Source organism: Nostoc piscinale CENA21, assembly GCF_001298445.1.
Taxonomy (GTDB): Bacteria; Cyanobacteriota; Cyanobacteriia; order Cyanobacteriales; family Nostocaceae; genus Nostoc_B; species Nostoc_B piscinale_A.
Genome location: NZ_CP012036.1, coordinates 3,223,219 through 3,243,682, shown reverse-complemented (window position 1 = coordinate 3,243,682; position 20,464 = coordinate 3,223,219). Strand labels below are relative to the sequence as shown.

The 20,464-nt window shown below is 38.5% G+C and carries 18 protein-coding genes, 1 tRNA gene and 2 pseudogenes; 3 read left to right on the top strand and 18 right to left on the bottom strand.

Features of this window, described 5'->3' with window-relative positions; translation table 11 throughout:
* Positions 1-44: 44 nt before the first annotated feature.
* From ACX27_RS14045 to ACX27_RS34655, 8 genes and pseudogenes are all read right to left on the bottom strand, one after another.
* A complete protein-coding gene (locus ACX27_RS14045) occupies positions 45-641 on the bottom strand; it encodes a Uma2 family endonuclease (protein WP_062293440.1) in 597 nt (198 codons plus the stop codon).
* A 64-nt stretch (positions 642-705) separates the two neighbouring features.
* Positions 706-1,234 (bottom strand): annotated as a pseudogene (locus tag ACX27_RS14040) (2TM domain-containing protein).
* A gap of 57 nt (positions 1,235-1,291) precedes the next feature.
* Positions 1,292-2,098 (bottom strand): creatininase family protein, encoded by an 807-nt coding sequence (locus tag ACX27_RS14035; protein ID WP_062293436.1) that lies wholly within the window; start codon positions 2,096-2,098, stop codon positions 1,292-1,294.
* A 90-nt stretch (positions 2,099-2,188) separates the two neighbouring features.
* The gene (locus ACX27_RS14030; RefSeq protein ID WP_158507381.1) at positions 2,189-2,548 is read right to left on the bottom strand and encodes a pentapeptide repeat-containing protein; all 360 of its coding nucleotides are present in this window, start codon (positions 2,546-2,548) and stop codon (positions 2,189-2,191) included.
* A gap of 100 nt (positions 2,549-2,648) precedes the next feature.
* The gene (locus ACX27_RS14025) at positions 2,649-3,956 is read right to left on the bottom strand and encodes a trypsin-like peptidase domain-containing protein (RefSeq protein ID WP_256364402.1); all 1,308 of its coding nucleotides are present in this window, start codon (positions 3,954-3,956) and stop codon (positions 2,649-2,651) included.
* Positions 3,957-4,103: 147 nt separating this feature from the next.
* A complete protein-coding gene (locus tag ACX27_RS14020; RefSeq protein WP_235526635.1) occupies positions 4,104-5,117 on the bottom strand; it encodes a hypothetical protein in 1,014 nt (337 codons plus the stop codon).
* Positions 5,056-5,385: a hypothetical protein gene (locus ACX27_RS33830; RefSeq protein ID WP_062293424.1), complete on the bottom strand. Its 330-nt coding sequence runs from the start codon at positions 5,383-5,385 to the stop codon at positions 5,056-5,058. Before ACX27_RS33830 ends, ACX27_RS14020 begins: the two co-directional genes overlap by 62 nt.
* 95 nt (positions 5,386-5,480) lie before the next feature.
* Positions 5,481-5,729 carry a caspase family protein gene (locus tag ACX27_RS34655; RefSeq protein WP_062293421.1) on the bottom strand — a complete coding sequence of 83 codons (249 nt, stop codon included), beginning with the start codon at positions 5,727-5,729 and terminating at the stop codon, positions 5,481-5,483.
* 483 nt (positions 5,730-6,212) lie between these two features.
* On the opposite strand from ACX27_RS34655, the gene ACX27_RS14005 reads away from it, so the two are divergent.
* On the top strand, positions 6,213-6,920 hold the full coding sequence (locus ACX27_RS14005; RefSeq protein WP_062293417.1) for an ROK family protein: 708 nt from the start codon (positions 6,213-6,215) through the stop codon (positions 6,918-6,920).
* Between the two features lie 389 nt (positions 6,921-7,309).
* On the opposite strand, the gene ACX27_RS14000 is transcribed toward ACX27_RS14005, so the two are convergent.
* The 7 genes from ACX27_RS14000 to ACX27_RS13970 all read right to left on the bottom strand — a co-directional run bounded on the left by ACX27_RS14000 (position 7,310) and on the right by ACX27_RS13970 (position 16,555).
* A complete protein-coding gene (locus ACX27_RS14000) occupies positions 7,310-7,636 on the bottom strand; it encodes an STAS domain-containing protein (protein WP_062293414.1) in 327 nt (108 codons plus the stop codon).
* A 112-nt stretch (positions 7,637-7,748) separates the two neighbouring features.
* Complete coding sequence (locus ACX27_RS13995) at positions 7,749-9,734, bottom strand: glycosyltransferase (protein WP_062298341.1); 1,986 nt, start codon at positions 9,732-9,734, stop codon at positions 7,749-7,751.
* Between the two features lie 103 nt (positions 9,735-9,837).
* On the bottom strand, positions 9,838-12,651 hold the full coding sequence (locus tag ACX27_RS13990) for a DUF3131 domain-containing protein (RefSeq protein WP_062293411.1): 2,814 nt from the start codon (positions 12,649-12,651) through the stop codon (positions 9,838-9,840).
* Between the two features lie 186 nt (positions 12,652-12,837).
* Positions 12,838-14,283 carry a DUF3131 domain-containing protein gene (locus ACX27_RS13985; RefSeq protein ID WP_200929946.1) on the bottom strand — a complete coding sequence of 482 codons (1,446 nt, stop codon included), beginning with the start codon at positions 14,281-14,283 and terminating at the stop codon, positions 12,838-12,840.
* Positions 14,284-14,393: 110 nt separating this feature from the next.
* Entirely contained in the window at positions 14,394-15,692 is a 1,299-nt protein-coding gene (locus ACX27_RS13980) for a hypothetical protein (protein ID WP_062293408.1), read from the bottom strand.
* 373 nt (positions 15,693-16,065) lie between these two features.
* Positions 16,066-16,139 (bottom strand) — tRNA-Pro (locus ACX27_RS13975).
* A 50-nt stretch (positions 16,140-16,189) separates the two neighbouring features.
* Positions 16,190-16,555, bottom strand: coding sequence for a DUF1818 family protein (locus tag ACX27_RS13970; RefSeq protein WP_062293405.1), 366 nt, complete (start codon positions 16,553-16,555; stop codon positions 16,190-16,192).
* 158 nt (positions 16,556-16,713) lie between these two features.
* Here ACX27_RS13970 and ACX27_RS13965 point away from each other — a divergent pair, with 158 nt between their 5' ends.
* On the top strand, positions 16,714-17,139 hold the full coding sequence (locus ACX27_RS13965; protein ID WP_062293402.1) for a hypothetical protein: 426 nt from the start codon (positions 16,714-16,716) through the stop codon (positions 17,137-17,139).
* A gap of 157 nt (positions 17,140-17,296) precedes the next feature.
* On the opposite strand, the gene ACX27_RS13960 is transcribed toward ACX27_RS13965, so the two are convergent.
* The 3 genes and pseudogenes from ACX27_RS13960 to ACX27_RS13950 all read right to left on the bottom strand — a co-directional run bounded on the left by ACX27_RS13960 (position 17,297) and on the right by ACX27_RS13950 (position 19,786).
* Entirely contained in the window at positions 17,297-17,863 is a 567-nt protein-coding gene (locus ACX27_RS13960; protein ID WP_200929945.1) for a hypothetical protein, read from the bottom strand.
* Positions 17,864-18,249: 386 nt separating this feature from the next.
* A complete protein-coding gene (locus ACX27_RS13955) occupies positions 18,250-18,486 on the bottom strand; it encodes a DNA-directed RNA polymerase subunit omega (protein ID WP_062293399.1) in 237 nt (78 codons plus the stop codon).
* A gap of 99 nt (positions 18,487-18,585) precedes the next feature.
* Positions 18,586-19,786: pseudogene (locus ACX27_RS13950) on the bottom strand (SpoIIE family protein phosphatase).
* 185 nt (positions 19,787-19,971) lie between these two features.
* On the opposite strand from ACX27_RS13950, the gene ACX27_RS13945 reads away from it, so the two are divergent.
* A complete protein-coding gene (locus ACX27_RS13945; RefSeq protein WP_235526634.1) occupies positions 19,972-20,352 on the top strand; it encodes an ATP-binding protein in 381 nt (126 codons plus the stop codon).
* Positions 20,353-20,464: the final 112 nt, after the last annotated feature.

The window sequence follows — 20,464 nt, the reverse complement described above, 5'->3', positions numbered from 1 at the left end:
AAATGTCCTCACCTATCCTTCGACTGCTGTATAGCAAAAGTCCGTTACTTTGCCAAAGCCTGTTGAAAAGTTTTGATGGCATCAACGTGGTTCACCATAGTAATGCAGCGTAGCAACAAATCCAAATCGATGCCTTTGACTTCTTCACTAGTAGATATTCTTTCATAGTCGAGTGTGTCGCTGTTTTGCCGCAGGTGATACACTTCCAAAGCTCCATCTTCCCAAAACCACACTTCAGGAATTAACAGCCGCTTGTATGCTTCCAATTTGTTGATACCGCCACTCGTAAACACTACTTCAATGACTAAATCAGGACGTACTCGACCATAAGCGAGTTTATAAGATTCATCTGCTTCTCGCTTTACTCCACCTGCTTCATTTTCTAAAGTCATCGAACCAGTGGGAGTAAAGTCAAATCCTGCCATGAGTAGGTATAGTTCTAACAATCCAGCAATTCTCTTTTTAACAGTTTCGTGTGGTTCTCCTGGCATTCTGCGAATCTCCAAAACTCCATCTAAAAAAGACAGTCGATATCCTGGACGGTCTAATAACTGCTCAACTGCTTTAAATTCTCTCCAGGTGACTCCCTCAAACAACAGAGGTGATTCTTTTGCTGGTTTGGCTATTGCTGCTACGGTCATAAAAAGTCTCCAGTCTGTTTCCAGATTTGGCTTGAGAGGGCAGGTTGTGTATTTTAACTATGTTTTAAGTCTGCAATGACTTCAGCCATTTATTTACCAGTGTATTGGCAGTCTTCATGACTGTATTGAAATTTTGTTTTAGCTGATGCTGGCGATACCATTTCTGAAAAGCAATTTCATAGGCTTCACCTTTGGCGTAAAAGTTATTCCAAAAATCTAGCCCAACTGTTAAACCCCAAAATAGCAAAATACCCAGTGACCAATGAATATTCGGCAAAATAATCAAATAATTAGCTAATATTAAAAAACTATTGACAATGGCAAAGTTTCCTAAACGTTTTTTTAAATTTTGCGAGACGGTAAGCATCGAAAGCTTGGCGCTGTTGAATTTCACTTTGTTGCGATCGCCAGTCTTGTTCTGCCAATTGTAAAGACTCTGGTGATATGTCTAACTCACCCGCAATTTCTACTAGTAATTCGTAAGAAAACTCTTTTTCTTGGTTATCAGCTTGACGAGCGATCGCTAACTGAAGAATACGTTGTACATCTTCTTGACTATAAGAATGATGGCTATTACTTGCAAATCCTGCCATAGTCTTGACTATTAATATATTTTTTAACTTGGAGTTACTATTTCTAGACTAGCAAATCTAGCTCAGGCTTTCTGGTAGCCTAAAAGCATAAATATCTTTGATGACTTGCACCCAACCGTCAGATACAGATTCTAAGATGCGATCGCCTTTTTCTTTAGTTGCAGTTGTTGGATCACCAATCACACCACTTTTACTGATATCCTTTGTTGTCCAAGATACTGGTAATTGACCTTCCCAACTAATTAAAGTACTGTCTGGCTGTTCTGGTGGGTATTCAGCCACAGCTTTTTCGAGTTTGACTTGTTCTGGTAATATTGCCAACATAATGCTAGTTTCCGCATCTCCGGCGTGCATACCAAGTTTAGCTTCTTTGGGTGTGAGCAATTCTTTGGTGATATTGGGCGCACGCCAAGTAAACAACGGAAATACTAAAAAGTCATCATACTGAACGTGTAAATCTCGCGCCGCCATTTGCATAATTTGGGGTTGTCCGCCGTGGGAGTTCATCAACACCAATTTTCTAAACCCAGCCCGGTAAAGACTTTCTCCCACTTCCATAATTGTGGCTGTCAGGGTTTCGGAACTGAGGGTAATTGTGCCAGGAAAGTGCCAGTGTTCGTTAGATTTTCCATAATACAGAGTCGGCAAGGCATAAGCGGGAATGTTTGCATCTAGCTTCGTCAAGGCTTTCCCCAAAACACCAACACCAATCGCCGCATCTACAATCAATGGTAGATGGGGGCCATGTTGTTCAATTGCGCCGACTGGTTGAATAATTACCACATTTTCTTTATGTGGCATATCTTGGATTTCAGTCCAAGTCAGGTAAGGAAAAAAGCGTTCTGGGGGAATAAAGCTGTGCATATCACTGCGATCGCGTCATTTTTATATTAATGGTTACTGGATATTGGATATTAGAAGTTCCAGCTTTTAATGATGCTGAGTGTAAATTTCTTACCAAGACGTATTTTTAATTTTTGCACCTTCAAAATTAGTTTTCTCATCTGTTTTTATATTCCGCAAACTGGCATAATTAAGATTTGCGTTGCGTAAGTCGGCTCCACGTAAATCAGCATTGTCTAGTTCTGCAAAAGAAAGATTAGCATTTCGTAAGTTCGTGCCACTTAAATCAGCTTTGTTTAATCTCGAACTTGAAATATCTAAGTTTTCTAAGTTTATTCCACGTAAATTAGCATTGTTTAATCTTGTACCTCTCAGATTCGCATTTTGTAAATTCGCTCCCAATAAATTAGCGTTATTCAAATCTGCATATCCAAGATTTGCTTTTTGTAAGTTTGCTTCTGATAAGTTCACATCTGACAGGTCAGCAAAACTGAAATTTACACCTTGCAGATTTGCTCTGTACAAATTTACACCCGGTAGTTTCAAGCCTCCAAAATCTTGTCCTGCCAGATTACAACCAGGGCATTTTTTTTTGGATTACAAGCGATGTAATACTTGCAGGTTGAGAAATAGGAGTAGAGGGTGAAGGATTGACGGTAGGTTGTGGAGTTAAGGGCGGATAAGTTATTGGTGGGCTACTTGGGTTTGACGGTTTTTTAATATTTCTTGGAGGTAAAAGAATATCTGGAGATATTGCAACCTTTGGAGCCTGTAAATTAAGTCCAAGAGAAGATGCCATTTTTGAGAGAGTATCAGAATTAATTGCTATACCACTAAAAATAGTTGTTTTAGAACTAATTGATTCACCTGCACCATGAATTCCTATTAAAGTTCCTTGAGAATCAAGAATAGCGCCTCCACTCATCCCAAAAGTTGCAGCAGCTTCAGAATCACTAGGAGTATATGTAATATCAAAACTTTTTTCAGAAGCAGCATCAAATTTTCCTTCTGAAATAAAAGCTTCTGTACTTTCACGAAGCTGACTCACCGGAAAACCTGCAATGTAAACTGTCTGTTTTGGTAATAAAGATGTCTGTTTTGCATTCCCTATAGTGGCAATTTCATATCCTGGTTTTTTATTACTTACAAACTCTAAAATAGCTAGGTCAATATTATTAGACGCTACTCTAGGGTTTTGAGCTTCGTATTGTATACCGTCAGGAGTTATAATCCTAATGCTTCTATTAAGCTGAATACTTGTGAAAATATTATGCTTGGCAGTAAGAACGCAGTAACTATTTCCTTGACGTGCGAATATTACACCTGAACCTTGTGATTCTAAAGCATCAATTTTGATAGTAAACTGTCTTGCATTCTTATATATAGTACTTTCTGTAATACTTGATTTACCTATATCTGATTGTTCAGAAGTAGAAGTTTTCTTTATAGGGCATGATATTTGATTTTTCCTCACTATTTGATTTCCAAACAGGAATCTTTCAATATCGAGAGAAAAATCACTATGTCTCAATGGCGGTGTATTACCATAAAATATACGTTTAAATAATTGTTGTGCTACTTCAACTGCTGTATTATCTCCAGGAAGAAGAGAATATAACGGGTAATCACATTGCTTACCATTTTGTGAGGCACAGATAATATTTCTACCATTATAATAAGCTGGAATAATGCGTTTTAATTTATCTTCCTGATAAGCTTTTTGAAAAGCTGCTGATACATCAATACACTTCTGCTTAAGAGTTGTGTAGTCTTTACTAATCCAATTTTGGTCTCTCCAAAAAATAATATTATCTATTCTATTATTATTTAACCATTTTGCCTGTGTTGCTAGTAATGTTTCATCACAAACAAACTTTATTTTATTTTTTTTTATCTAATCCAATAATTTTTTCACTTTTTAAAAGGGTGAATAGCAAAAATAATGATATTAAAGAAGTTAATTTTATTGCTTTTTTCATTTTTTTATATTTTTATTTATAAATTATGTTTATATAAATACTCTACCTTAATTTGTAATAATTGCCCTACTAGGACATTGATTCATTTGAATTAACGCCTCACCCGTATTAATTTTTCTTATTAATTCTGCCAGAGAATTTTCCATTTCTTGAGAACGATGCTTAATTTTTTCTAAATTTGCTTTCATCTCAATCCAATCACATCTACTTTCTGCTTCTTTAGCATCTCTATAATGTTTTAAATCAACGATTGATTCACGGGCTTCTGTAACTTCCTGAAAAAGAACACCTTGAGGAACTAAATCTAAAAGGCGCATTGCTTGCTCAAAGTCATTATTGACTTGAAAAATTTCTTTAGCCTGTGCAATTAAACCGTTATAACACTGTTGAGCAGTTTGAAATTCTGTTGAACGCAGTAAGAAATCTTGATTTATCTTTGTAATACATTCTTCATATTTTTTCTCTTTTATTAATGTTGTAATTGGTTTTATAGCCATTTTCTTGTAGAAAGAAATTGCGTTAGCTGCTACTATACCTAAACCAATTAGTAAACATGTTATGCTTAAGCACTGTAAAGAAGCTTTTCTCGACAGCTTAACAAACCTGTTTAATCCAGGCAGCATCAAAAGCAAGTTTTTTTCAATGAGAATAATATCTTCATCTCTCAACCCAAGAATCTTTTGATAATATTTGAGTTCATTGTAAGTATCTTGCTTTAAATGATATCGATGTTCAAGTGCCTCAACTAAAGCTTGTTCATATTTTTTTAACTTATTTTTGTATTCTTGATAAGGTTTTAAAACATCAGCTTCTATCTCCTTTGCTTGTTCAATTGTTAGTCCTGAAGCTTCTTGTAATGCTGCTAATATTCTATGCCCAGTACTAGAAATTTCTCCTCTCTTAGCATATTTTTCGACTTCTTTCCGATACTGAAGTTTTGGATCATTAGTAGGTGCTTTTGCTATGTAAATTCTGAATCCTTCTTCTGCAGTGAAAATTTTAGGTGACATCGTTGGTGCAACTTCCTGAACTTTTTTTCTGAGCATATCTATGTAATTCATCTGTTGAAATCAGTCCATCATTGTCTATATCAGCAGCACCAGTCTCAATACCTTCTACTATGAAACGAGTATATACTGAAAGGTCTTCTCCCTGTTGCTCTAAAGCATATTGTGTCGAAGTTGAAGCTGTGAGAACTGCTCGTCCTTTTCCACCTAGTTGACTCTGAATATCCACAGTTTCATCACCCTTAACTGTGAGTCCATCTGCAAAAGCTCCACTAAAACAACAGTCAAGAATTACAACTTGGCTACAGCGTGAACCACTCATAATGTACTGCACGAAACTGGCTGGTGTAGCTGTAGCCTCAATATGTTCACTGTTAGTAGCTCGATTAGAAAAGTAAAACTTGCCGTTTCTATCCTTTAATCCATGTCCAGAAAAAAAATAATAGTGCCAAGTCTTCTTTTTTTCCGTCCAGCAAATAGTGTTTTGATTTTTACTTGAATTTCTTGGAGATCAGGGTTGAGTAGCTGTTCTACCTGATCAAAACCACCTATTTCTGAGTTTTGCAATACTCTCTGCATTGCCTCAACGTCATTAGTAGCACAAGGCAGAGGCGATAAATTATACATATATTCACTGTTTCCAATTAGCAGTGCCACCTTTGCCATGTCGCTATCTTGATGTATTTCTGTGCAATCTGAATCACTGTAAGTTGAATCTTACATTCTATGTACTTAATTCTCTCATAAGTATTCGGTTAATACTGACATCCTAGATTAACAACATAAGTTTATGTATAAAGCTTCACAAAAGCTTCATCAAATAGATTCAGCCAAGAAGGAATTCAGGCAATCAAGGAGATTTGGAAAAGTGTGTATTGAAAAAGAATCTTAATATCAAGCATTGCTGTACATTTTTTTGATTAGCTCTTATTGCTGCTTTATATGCTGTTTACAACAATAATTAAGTCGTAACATATTGTGGACAAACTTAATGGTTTTAATATGGCAAAGGTTTCGTAATTCTTAATTGATACTTGGTAATTACTGTTTAAATATTGAAGATGAGGACTAAAAGAATTAGTTTCCTAATCTTTAGTCTTTAGTTAAAGCATAATAGCCAAAGAACAAATAGTAAGTAGGAAAAACTTAATGGTTGATGAAAATGGTTCAATCCGCACTTTATCGGTTGATATTGGTGGTAGCGGTGTCAAAGCAATGGTTTTGGATATTACCGGAACTGCAATCACAGAAAGGGCGCGGGTAGATACACCATCCCCAGCTAAACCAGATGTGGTAATTAATGCGATCGCACTTTTAGCCGATTCTCAAGGTAATTTTCATCGGGTTTCCGTTGGTTTTCCTGGTGTAGTGCGGTGTGGAGTCACAGAAACAGCAGTAAACTTGCATTCTGATTGGATTGGGTTTGATTTTGCCACAGCATTATCCCAACGTTTAAATAAACCAGTACGAGTAATTAATGATGCAGATATGCAAGGCTTAGGCGCGATCGCTGGCAAAGGTGTAGAGTTAGTAATTACCTTGGGGACTGGCTTTGGTTCGGCTTTATTTGTCGATGGTAAACTTGTGCCGAACATGGAAATGGGACACCATCAGTTTCGCAAAGGCCAGACTTACGAAGAACAATTAGGACGTGCAGCTTTACAAAAGTATGGCCAGAAAAGATGGAACAGGCGCTTAGAAAAAGCGATCGCTTCTTTGCAGCATTTATTTAATTATGATTGTCTTTATATCGGCGGTGGTGAAGCTGTGAAAGTAAATTTACAACTACCTTTAAATGTCAAACTCATACCCAATGTTACAGGTTTGTTAGGCGGAATTGCCTTGTGGCGTGATTAGAAATTTCATGAAGCATGAATTAATTAGTGGTAGTTTTTTAAGCCTGAAATATTGCGATAAAAAGTCGGTTACATCGCAGATTTTTTAAGCACTATTTTAGCCTTGCCACGTATATAGAGACGTTGTATACAACGTCTCTAATTCTCATAAAATCACTATTCACCTGTAATATTATGTCCGGTATATCCGGCAAATTAGTTAACCCGATTTGAGGTTTTTGGTAATTAAAATTACTTACAATAGTTTTCGCCCTAATGAGATACATTTATATAGCCTAAGCGCCTCTATCCCCTATCAACATAAATATTATAAATCAACTATCAAAGCCTAGGATATAGATATTGTGCCAATACCAACTAGGCTTTCAAGCATTTTATATTTTTGATTTTTCAAGAAGTTGTCAAAACTTGGCGTTTAAAATCATCTTGATCGACAAAAACTTGAATTACTCGATCAATTTTCGTTAATTCAAATAGCATTTTTACTTGATCACTCACAGAACAAACAAATAGTTTTGCATTAGTATTTCTGACCATTTGTGCGGCTGACACTAAAGACCCTAAACCAGAGCTATCGATAAAATTAACTTCTTTTAAATCAATCAAAACAATATCTGTACCATTATCCAGTAGATCGCTCACTTCACGCCGCAATTCATTACCTGTAATGCCATTTAAGATTCCTTGTGGCTGAATTATTTTGATTGAAGAATTCATGAGTTAATTACCTAATTTTTATGATAAAGCTTACACTTTTATATTTTGGCATTTGCATTGTATAACAGCAAGTTATCTAGTCAATTTCAACCGCTAGTTTTTGCAAAATTTTTTAATACTTTTGGGATGGTTGCCAAACAGCAGCACGAATAATCCCCCATAAAAGCAGTAGATTATAAATAGCCCAAGCACTATTGACTAGAGATGTCCAAGGATAATTGTTCTGCCCAATAACAAATAGGTAAAAACTCCACAGCATACCTAAAATAGTCAGGGAAAATACCAGTAATTGCGGCCATACCATACGCAGATAAATACCGGATTGTCTTTGTTTTGGTGTAACTTGGAAATTAATTTTTTGTCCTGTAAACACACTCCAGACAGCTTGAATTAGTAGTGGAAATAATGCGATCGCATATTGTTCTGAACGCCACAATTCACCAGCCGGAATCCCCCAAGACATTGCTAAAAATGTCAATCTGTTGATAATAAAAGCAGGAATAAAATGTATAGCAAAATCATCACCAAAGGTTTGCACAGGTGCAATTTCTGTAAAGAAATAAATAACTGGACAAACAATAAACACCAGAGTAGCAAAACCCGAAAAATAGCTATACATTGTTTTAAAGTATTGCAGACGTTGCCAAAAGGTTAGTCCTGGTTTAGCAAAGGGATTTTCTTTTGATAAAACTTGGATAGTGCCTTGCGCCCAGCGTAGTCGCTGTTTTAAGGTAGAACTCAAATCATCTGGTGCTAAACCTTCCGCTAAAAGTTCGTGATGATAAATCGATTTCCAACCAGCACCATGTAAGCGCATAGCCGTATTCATATCTTCTGTAATACTATTACTTGATACACCACCGACTAATTGAAATTCATCTAATTTTGTTTCATCTTTGCTAAACTCATCAGCAAAATATTGCAGCCCTACATTAATGAGTGCTTCCCGGCGGAGAATAGCATTTGTCCCTGTGTAAAATGCCGCATTCATTCCATCTTTTCCCTGTTGTAGTGGCCCATAAAATAAATTGGCTTTATGTCCAAAAGGATCACCAGATGGAATATTATAAAAATCTTGTGGTGTTTGCACAAAGGCAATACGGTTTTGTTCGTACTTGCCAGTGAAAAGATTATATGTATAAAAATATGGTAAAACTCGTTTGAGAAATTGTGGTTTGGGAATATGATCAGCATCTAAAGTGAGAATAAATTCTCCCGCAGTTTCTCCAGAAAAAATCGCATAATTAAGATTACCAGCTTTCGCATGGTGAGGCACACCTACAGGTTTAGGGCGTGCGATATAATGAAATCTTGCTAGTTGCACTAATTCCAATTCTTTGTGGTGAATTGCCTTTTCTAAAGCTCGTTTTTCAGTTGTTAGTCTTGCAGTTATACTTTGATGTTCTGGCGGCAACCACAAAATAAATTGTTGTAGACTTTCGACTAATTCTGCTGCTGATGTTGTCTCTTTAGTTTGAATTGACGATAATTCTTGTAACCAATCTTCAGCTGCTTGAATATTGAATTTAAGATTCTCTAATTTTTGCAGACGTTCTACTAAGCGAGAGCGTTCAGCATCAATGCGGTTTGCTTCTTGTTGTAGTAATGGTGATTGCAAATCTTGAATACATAACCTTTCGGTCATGGTTCGCATAGCTGGTGAGTTACCATCATCTAATACGTAAACATGCAATTTATTCGCAGGATAATCAATTGCCAAAGCCGCTGTTGCAGTTTGCTCAACAATTTCTGGTGGCTCATTGTAGCAAGTAATAAATACATCTACTGTCGGCCATTCAGATTGTTCTAAAGGCGGAATCATCTGATCAAGAGATTTAACCTGCCGCACTAAAGGCCGCCACAAACCAATGACAAACAACACACCACCAAAATAACTATAAATTTCAGCTAATAATAAGGGAATTGACAACCACAAAGCATCAAAGTTAATTGAATGAGTGATGCGCCATTGTAAATACCAAAAACCGAAGATTAAATTAATTTCGGCTAAATAGCGAAATAATAATGTGCGTTTTTTGAGTGTTGAGCGACTGTTACCAGAAAAATTAGCCGAATTGTCAAAAGATGTAGAAGTCATGGGAATACCAGTAATCAAAAAATCGATTTAAAGTATGCAGTCAGCCTCCAGATTTATCCGTGGAATTTATCTGAAATCTACAATTCCCAATGATTTGATTCAATTATTTTGCCTTGCTTTCATGTTCTTGAAGAGATGCCCAATAATTGCCATCCCTATCAGAAATAAATTTAATTTTTGGCTGAGGAATTATAGGAAGGCCACGGCCGGAATCTCCTTGGGCGATCGCTTTCCACCAGGGAGAATTTAAGGAAGTACGGGTACAAATTAAGGGTTTGTGGTTGGTGAGTGTATACAACAAAGATTGCAAAATCATACTGTTGGTGCTGCTGGTGAAGCCAACTGCTGTTTTACCTGTGGATTCATAAAAGCCTTCGTAAAAACCTGTGAGTGGGTTATATAAGTCAGTTGTACCTTGCAGTAATTTTTGGCTGTATTGATTGTCTGGTAACAAAGCAGCATATCCAAAAGCCACAGCAGTACTAACCATTCGTCCTTGGGATACAATTTGGCCATCATCGCTGACAGCTTCCCAAGGTTTACCCTGGGCGGTAATGGCGCTGTGGACTGTGTAAGGCTTGCGGTCAATTAGGGTTGTCGAGGCGGTTGTCAGAGTCCCGGTGCGACGGTAACGTTCGACTTGGGCTTGGAAAATTGGTTCAAAGAGCGATCGCATTTTCGGATCTAAACCAAACTCTAATCCATAAAGAATAAAAGGATTGCTGACGGTATACTGATTGACTTTGGAGTTAGTATCTGGACGTTGGCGCTCAGTCGGTATTTTCACTCCTTCTACTACAGTTGTTTGATATTTCCCACTTACAGCCGAACCTGGGACATCAAATCCCCACAATTGAAAAGCCCGCGCTGCATATTCTTCATAACCCAAACGAGTATCCAGGTTGACGCGAGTCAGATATCGCCCTTGGGGATTTTTAATCACTGTCGCACTGGAAAGCGCCCCATCCCGGACTACCCGCAGGTATGACCAATCCAAGACAATTTGATCAACAGCTTTGGTATATTCTGGATGGTAGCTTTTTAAGTTATACAACCCAGCTAACAGTCTGCCAATATCCAAAGCTGACCAACCATTGCCCTCTGTGACTGGGTTGCCGCCGTAGTCTATTGGTTGGAGCGATCGCGTATCATAACCCCGATTCGGTAATTCACCAGCAAATAACTGTAATTTTCCTAACGCTGCTAATAAATGGCGGGTGCGCTGGTCAAATTCTTTAGCAGAAATTACATCCAGCGATCGCGCGGCGTGCAGTGCGGCGAGATAATCGCCTAATCCCCACAGTGTTGCACCTTTAAAGTCGCTGCGATCGTCAACTAAGCCATTCTTGGCATGATAATTAGCTTGAAAATATCTCCATGCCGCTTCTGCATAACGCCGTTCCACCACTGTCAAAGGTCGAGTTAATTTCAACTGAGATGATGAATTTGGGCTATCAACTGGGGGAATGGGTGTAATCGCCACCTCCTCAACTTGGGGATTCTTGGCTGGGGGATTGGGTGTGACTTTCACCTCCCCAACATTAGGATTATTCCCAGATGTTTGTGGAGGATTTATGGGTGTGGGAGTTACCGCAGAAGTATTGTTACTGTGCGCTTTGGCTGGTGTATTTACAGAACTAGTAATTAAAGAACGATTCCCTCTGGCTTTGTAGTACAAAATCTCTAAAATTAGCCCGTTGGTATTCCCAGTTAAGGCTTTATTTGGCTGTTTCGTTTCCTCATAAATACCCGCATAATAACCACTGTCATCAGGGCTACGCAGATCCTTGACTGCATCAAACAGCTTTTGGGCGTAAGCATTATCTGGGTAGAGATAACGCCAACCAAAAGCCGCTTTGGTACTCAGGCTGCGAAACTGGGGATAAGGTTGGTTTGTATCGGTAATTGTTGCCCAACTCTGCCCGTTAGCGTAAACAGTGTTGTAGAGAAAATAAGGTGCTTGGTCGATGTTATCTTCAGTGACGGCTGTTAATTGACCTGTCGCTTCATAACGTCGCTTCTGCACTTCGAGAACTCTAGCCGCAAAATCGGCTAATTCACCTTGTAAGCCAAATTCAATGCCATCTAAAATATAAGACTCACTAACAATGTAATTATTGGCGTTAGTACTTTGAAAATCGCGGGTGTCAACAGGTATTTGTATACCGTTAATTTCAACCATCTTATAGGGTTCCAAGGCGATCGCTTTTGGTGCAGAAAAACCCCAGAGTTGATAACCTCTAGCACCATATTCTTCGTAGCCTAGTCGCCCTTCTTGAACTAATAATGTTTTGTTATCTGGGAGAACAGTCGCCCCATAAAGTTGTCCATCTTTGAGCGATCGCGCTACTTGCCACTTGGCTACAATGCCTTTGAGCCAATCATTATATTGGGGATGACAAGTGCGAATCACATCAAACGCCGCTAAAATCCGACCGATATCTAAAGCAGACCAGCCAATACCCCGTTCAATGGGATTGTTACCGTAATCAACCATCTGCCCGGTAGCCGTGTTATAGACTTTATTGGGTAAGGCATCTTCAAATAACTTGATATTGCTTATACCTGTTAAAAACTTATTTAGACGAGCATCAAAATCTGCTTGGTCGGTTAGATTCAGCCATCGCGCTGCATTCAAGGCCATTAAATAATTCCCCATATCCCACAGGGTTCCTGAAGGATAACCCCCCACAGAATTGGTAAATCCTGTTGCTGGTTGATAGTTTTTGACAAAATACTGCCAAGCCGAACGGGCATAAGTTTGTTCTTCGGCTGTCAGCGGCGCAGTAATATTGCCACAGCTATTAGCATTTTGCGATAAAACTGGTGTGGGGATGTAAACCAAAAATTGCAGGAATGTTCCAATTAGGAACAATGCAATCCATCTCCACAATTTTTGTGAAAAGTACTGACGCATAAGATTTTAAAAAATTTGTAATGGCACGAATTCCAAGTATTAATAATTAGCAATTGTTTAAGTAAGTCGGTGTAATAAAACCAAGCTATGTGCAGAAAAGTAAATAAGGATGAAACTCTTTCTCTCCCTACTCCCTGCTCCCCGCCCCCTGCCTTATTCCCACAATAATTATTTACGCTGACCTGCTTACTTGACTCCTGCCCAAATAATCAGAGGTTGACCAACTTGTTTATAAAGAAAACTTTCTAAAATCACCCCATTATTGTTAGCAGTCAGAGATTTATTTGGTTGACGCAGAGATTCGTATAAGCCGTTGTACCAACCTTTTTCGGACTTGAGTTGAGAGAAGACGGTATCAGTGAGAGAACGGGTGTAATCAGTTTGATAAAGTACGTACCAGCCGATCGCAGCTTTAGCACTGAGAAAACGTAAATTATTATGTTGTGCTTGAGTATCGGTAATTGTCGCCCAAGGTTGACCGTTGACAAACAAGCTGTTGTAAACAAAATACGGTGGACGATCTAAGTTATCTTCTGTTAAGGCGGTTAATTCTTGTGTGGCTTGATAACGCGCTTCTTGAGCAGCTAATATTCTTTCGGCATAAGCTTTTGGCAGTGCTTGGAATCCGGTTTCTATACCGTCTAGAATGTAGGGTTCGCTGAGGACGTAGTTATTTCCGCCAGAGTTTTTCGCATCCCGACGGTCATAAGGAATGCCTTGACCGTAAAGATTCACAAAAGCAGTATTCGATTGATAATCTAAGGCTTGCTTGACATCTAAACCCCAGAGTTTCAAACCATAAGCAGCATAATTTTCATAGCCCAAGCGACCTTCTTGGTTATACTGCTCTTTAGTTTCAACAACAGCAGTACCATACATTTGACCATTTTTGGTGAGGCGCTTGACTTGCCAATGTTGCCAAACAGCTTGCACAGGTGATCGCATTTTGGGATACTTGGCTTCCACAATCTTCAGCCAAATTGCCATTCTTCCCAAATCAATCGCTGACCAACCAATTTCTTCCCGTTTATCTAGTTGACCGTAATTAACAGGTATGAGAGTTTGAGCGTTGTAGACTTTGTTCGGCAGTTCACCTTTATATAAAGGTAAAGATGCTAAAGTCTGCAACATTTTGGTCATCTTCGTTTCAAATTCTGCGTTAGTAATAATATTGAGTTCTTTGGCGCTAACCAAAGCTGCGATCGCAGCTGCTTGATCCCAAATAGTTACAGATGCAAAACCATCAACAGAATTAACTAAGCCTGTTTTCTCGTTCCAGTTTTTTTGAAAATATGACCAAGCTAAACGCGCCGCCTCCATATCTGCTGTGTCGAGTTTGCCTACTCCTGGCGCAATGTAAGGTGTTTTACTGGACAGTTCACTGGCGGCGATTGGTGTTCCTGGTAAAACGACAGAGTTAGCATCAAGTTTGGCGATTTTTTGTGCTTGTGTGTCTATCTGATCTGTGGGAGTAGCAGTTTGAGAGGCTGATACTTCTGGTGTTTGTGTATTTTGGGAAAGACGACCAGACCAAAAATTTAACCCTGCGATCGCAATTACCGCTGTCACCACCCCGCCCACAGAACTGAGTATGGACAAGCCTTTAGGTGGTGGTTGAAAATCAGAACTCATGTTAGTAAAAGCCTTATGATGTAAGTCATTGTTTTAGTTATCTTGATAACAAGCTTATTTTTCCCAGCTTGGTGACATAAGTAACATTTGTTGTGACTAACAGTTAGTTATTAAAATTTGATACGTAATTGTCCTGTGAGAGAGTTACTACCATAGTCGCTTCCCCCCCTGTTTTGATTGCGAACATTACTAAAGCTATAGTTCAAATCAGCTTCTAGGGCGGGTGAAAACTTGACTGTACAGCGACTACCGTAACCAGAAGCATTATCAAATTCACCATTCAGCCGTTGCTGTCCTAAAGTTGCAAACAGCCGACAACGCAAAAAATCAGCAATATTGTCTTCCCACGCTACTTCAGCGTTGTATACCAAAAAATCTGGTGGAGAAAAATAGCCGCTTGTGCTTTCTGCGTTGCTGCTGTAACTCCAGTTGAACAAGTTAGCCGCTACCGAAAATTGTCCAAACTTGCGTTCTAATCTGCTAAATGATTGAATTTCAAAATTTCCATCACTGTAGTTACCCAAGCGTAAAGAAGAAAACAAACTTGTGTATCTATCAATTTGCCAATATAAATCAGGGCCAAACCGCCAAGCCGTAATTTGATTTTCTAAAGTTTGAGCATTAAATTTATAAGGACTGTGGTCTACATTGGCTGATATTATGACACCTGACAGTAATTTTCCAGAAGAAGAAACTTGAGGCGGCACAATTGGGAGTTCAACTTTGGCATTGAAATTTATTGCAGTGGGTAAGCGGTCAAAAAAATCAACTCCGGCTGTGGTGTGTAAAGTTGCTTCGCCGATTTTTCCTTGCCAGCCAAGTTTTACAGGAATATTGGTAACTGATTCTACACTCCGTTGTTCAAACAAATCAAATCCAGTAGTCAAAAATATTTTATTCCCATTAGGCGATCGCCACTGCAAAGTCGGTTCGATAAACAAATTATGTTGACCGAAGTTATCTGTATCATTGCGAAAATTAGTTTGAATACCTTCTAAAATTAAAGGCTTAATTGGGTTCCTCGGCTTTGATGCTGGAGGTGGACTAGGTTTTTCTGGTGGTTTTATAACTGGTGGTTTGGGTAATTGTGGTGGTACTCGCAACCCAGGATTAAAATTTTCTGGTGCAGCAATCAAAATTGGTGCTTGATTTAATTGTTCAATAAGTTTAATTTCCTGGATTTCTTGCTCCTGGAAAAGCACAAAATCAATTGATTTTGTGTTGCTTAATAATATTGGTAATGAACTCCAATTTTGATGCACTTGAGCCGCTTGAGAATTTCCTCCATATAAATTCCAAAAGCTCAATATTAAAACTAATTGCCATTGAATATATTGGTAATTCCCAATCCAGCCCTTGTGAAAACTATCCCGAAATCCAAAAACGTAATGTTTAAATATATTGCTCATTTGTAATGGCTGCAATTTAATACAAAAAAAAGTTACAAAACAAATACTTGAGCAACTCCTAAATTGCTGAAACTTGGCATTATGATGCCCAAAAATTACCGCATCACAACATTTCGCTGACGCAGTTGTATAATTAAATCGATATTGTTGCAGTCTTTTTAGTCTCGTAGTGGATTGACACAGCAAAATTTGGTGCAATCACAGAAATCTATCCGCGTTTATCTGCGATTAATTTCGACTTTCAGCAAGATTGTCAAAAAGCTACATTCATCAGCTTGCGCCTTTGTCGCCTTCAGGACACAATATGATCCTCAATTCTGTGAAAAAACCTGCTAATCTTACATCAAGATTAGCAGGCTAGGGATTTTATCAATCGGAGCGGCGGGATTCGAACCCACGACCTCCACTACCCCAAAGTGGCGCGCTACCAAGCTGCGCTACGCCCCGGTCAGAATTATCATTATATCGCAACGCTTCCGAAGAATCAAGGGTTAAGTTTAAAAAACTTTTAACATCCCAGCAGCTTGCAACAGACCAGGTATAGCAGAAGCATTCCATTTACCTTCTGCACAGCGTCCGGTATTGAGGATGAAGCGCAGACTGTATTCATGGGGATAACCTTCTACTTCCATCCATAATAAATTGCTTTCGGCCTCACAAGCAATCTTTTCTTCATCCATTAATTCTGCGGTGAGTTGTTTCATGGTTTCTGCTAACTGTGCTAACAAACGGCAAAATTCATTTAATTCAGCTTCTGTTAACTCAATAGCCCAATCATCTGTACCAACTAACCCTTTAAATTCCAGTGCATTAGGGTTCCAACCAATACGCCAACCCACACCGCTTTTAATGAGACGTTCCATCTGCAAATTTTAAATTTTGGATTTGAGATTTTAGATTCTATCTTGTTTTGTCTTACATGAGATTTTAGCGGCGATCGCTCTCTCACTACTGGATTGAAAGCCGTATATAATAAGACTATTATTAGAAATTCACTACTTATTAGTAATTATAAAAGTATATGAAATTAATTAAGCAGATTTTAGCAGTATGTTTTTTATTATTTGGTATTCCATTTTCGACTTTAGCAATTCTCGATATTCTCAATCCTAAAACTCCATCTCAAAGTAAAAACGATGCTGTTGCGGCTTTAGTTATTTTGACGATTCCATCAACAATTCTAGGAGGCTATTTGAGTTGGTCTTTAGTACAGCAAAAGCAGAAAGAACAAGCATTATTAGTTGCATCAGAGCAGAAGCAGCTGAATTTAGTTTTTTTAGAATTACTTGAGCAAAATTCTGGCAGAATTACGTTATTACAACTTGCGAAAAAGGGTGAAATATCAATTCCAAAAGCTAAACAATATTTAGATGAAAAATCAAAGGAACTCAATGCTTCTTTTGAAGTCGACGAAAACGGAAATATTTCGTATCGATTTTTTTTGTAATCCCGCTTCTTGATGAAGATACAATTTATCGGTTGTTGTAGGTAGAAACGTTGTATACAACGTCTCTACAAGTATTTCAGTAAGTCAGTGGAAAAAATAAAACTATGTTTAAGAGAGGTTAATGAACCTCTTGGCTCCTGCCTCCTGCCTTCTCATATCACTTCAAGAGTTCAGCACCACCTGTTTGGGGTGTTTGGGGAGTGGTGGAAGTGCTAGGACGCGGTTCTTTGCGAGTTTTCTGCTCGTTGGGGTTAAAAATATTGACTAATGTTTGGACTAAAGCATCTCGTTGACGGCGACTCAGGCGAGAAACGGCAGCGCGATCGCCCTCTATGGGATTCTGGCGTAATATATCATTACCTGGATAGGTAGTGTCATACATAATTTCATTGGCTCCTAGGTAATCAGCTATTGTTAGCTTCCAGTCCAAACGATAAATTGGCGATCGCTCTTTGACGTAAACGTGATAGCGTATCAGACGATTAGCCAAAGTATTATTTTCCGCCACTCTGCCAGTTTCTTTGTTGACGTACTGGTTTTCTTTCGGCAGGTCTGGTAATTGCTGATATACTAACTGCCAAACATCAGAAGGACTAATTCTTTGAGCTAGAGCAGGCCGAATGCCGATAAAACTAGAGCGGTGCAGTTGACTTGTGCCGAAACTCACAACAAGCCCACCCACAACCAACACCATAATTAATGCTGAATTCAACTTCACAACCATCAACGGGATAATTGAGCAACGCAGAATTATTCTTCTTGTACAATCAGGGACTTCCAATTAAGAATATATCCCATTATCCAGAGACAAGGCGGACAAGAAGGACAAGGGAGATAGCTTAGAAAAGCAACAAAATATGTTAAAACCCGCCTAGGCGGGTTTTGTTCATGTATCCGAGCCAGTCGCTACAACGGAGGGAACCTCCCTTTGGGTTCACAGTTCCTTCAAGTCGGCAAAGCAGCCCAACGGACTGCTCACCGCAACGCGCTGGCTCGACTTGAGGCGACTGTCGTCGGCTTTGCCGACTTGTAGATGCGCTCTGCGCGGCTTCTCGCAGAGTATCATCTGGCGTGCGACTTTAGTCGTTAGGTTGTAATTCTGGACTGATTTTACATTTCACCAATAATTTCTGGCTGAGTCAGTTCATCAGACATTTCGATGATTGCCCTTAGCACGGGTTTCATCATCACATCTTCAGAACTTTCAAAATCTTCATAACGCCGCCGCTTGGCACGATTTGCCACCTGAACCGTGATGCGGTAGCGATTCGAGGCTGCACTAATTAAATCCTCGGCGCGGTGCATGATTTGAGTTTGGGTTGTCTCGAACTTAGATCGCTTGAGCATAGTTAATGGCTCTTGGGGACATTCCCCAGTTTAGCAGTACTATACGAGATACAGCTTTATAACTGTTATGTAACATATTAAAAAAGTAAAAAATTCGATTTAGGCAGCACTACCAAAAGAAACTTTCAGCAAAGATAAATCGTCTTCTGGGGATTGTTGAATATTTAAAGTCATGATTTTTAGTAATAAATTATGGAGAGTACGATTCTTTACTTGGTTATCTTTGATTAGTATTTTAATAAAAGCATCAAGACCCAATTGCTTACCATTGGGTTGATTAACTTCATAAACTCCATCACTAAATATATAAAGAGTGCTGTTTTCGCTAATGTCAAAAACAGCCTCTGCAAAGTCAACCTCTGGTAAAAAACCTATGGGTAAATCTAAAGATGCTAGTTTTTGAACTTGGAAATTATTCGGAGATTGACCTGATATGAGTATGGCTGGTGGATGACCTGCGTTAGCATAGACAAGTTGCTGTTTAATGCGGTCATACACTCCATACCAAATAGTAAAATATTTAGCACCGTGGTTACTCATTTGAAAGTTATGATTGAGTGCTTTAAGAACTTCACTCGGTTGACAAAAATTAGTGTTAGCTAAAGATTGCGATCGCAACATATTTAGCACCGATACCGAAAGCAGCGCCGAACCTACACCATGTCCCGATACATCTAACAGATAAATTACGAGATGATCATCATCCAGCCAGTAATAGTCGAAGCAATCACCCCCTAACTGTGCAGAAGGAATAAACAGGGTTTCTGTGGTGACTACTCCTGTCAGTGGTGGTGGTAAGAGCGATCGCACATAATCGGCCGCCTCCGCTAATTCTGTTTCCATAATTTGCTTTTGAGTTTGCAAAGTTTGGTTGAGGATTTCTAGAGTTTGTTTTTGACTTTGCAAATCTTGATTTAATTGATGTAACCTCAACCCAGCCCGGACTCGCGCTTTTAACTCATTCATCTCAATGGGTTTAGAGATAAATTCATCAGCGCCCGCATCTAGCCCTCTGACTCTATCTTCTTCTTCTCCTCTAGCTGCACCCTTCGCAGTCAGCAAAATAAAAAAAAGTTGTCGCTAATTCTGGATCAGCTTTAATTTGTCTACATACCTCCAATCCATCTAAATGTGACATTACCCAATCACAAATAATCAAAGCTGGATGCAGTAGCTGCGCTTGGATAATACCTTCTTTACCGTTTTTAGCCACAGTAATCTCATAACCCTGATTCTGGAGTGTTCTTTTCAGTACCGCCTGCACAATTGGGTCATCATCAATAACTAAAATTTTGACCATATACTACAGCTAACTCAATAAAATATGATTAAGTATTTTCTTCATTTTAAAGTAACCATATTTGAATTGTTAATGTATAGTGAAAATACTCAAATTAAATAAATTAAATTGCGCGTATGATGTAAGTTAAACTTTTAATAGACTCAAAGTGGATAATAAATTTTTTTTTAAAAGTAAACACGGATTTGAACGCCTCATCTGAAATTTTGTCTTGGTTTGAACAAGTTCATCAAATACCAAATATTAATCAAGAAATTTGGTGGCAATGTCAAACCCTTTTAATAGAAGGGTTTGCCAACATCGTAGAACATGCCCACAAAAATCTACCCAAAGAAACTCCAATTGAGATAGAAGTTTTGTTATCAAATCAACAAATAGATATCCGCATATTATCACAAGGAAAAGCTTTTGATTTAGAAAAGCAATTACAACAAGTTGCTGAATTTGAAGATAATGATCAAGAGCGAGGGCGTGGCTTAAAAATTATGTCGGCGATCGCCGATAAATTAACTTATGAATCAACCGCAGACAATCGTTACTGTTTATTAATTAGTAAGTTTTATTAAGAATATTTAATCATAATATCTTCCTTAACTAAAAAGTCACGTATAGCATTAGCTAAGTTGTTTAGGAAATCTGTAAATGTCAACGACAGCAAAATACTTTTAACTCTGTCAT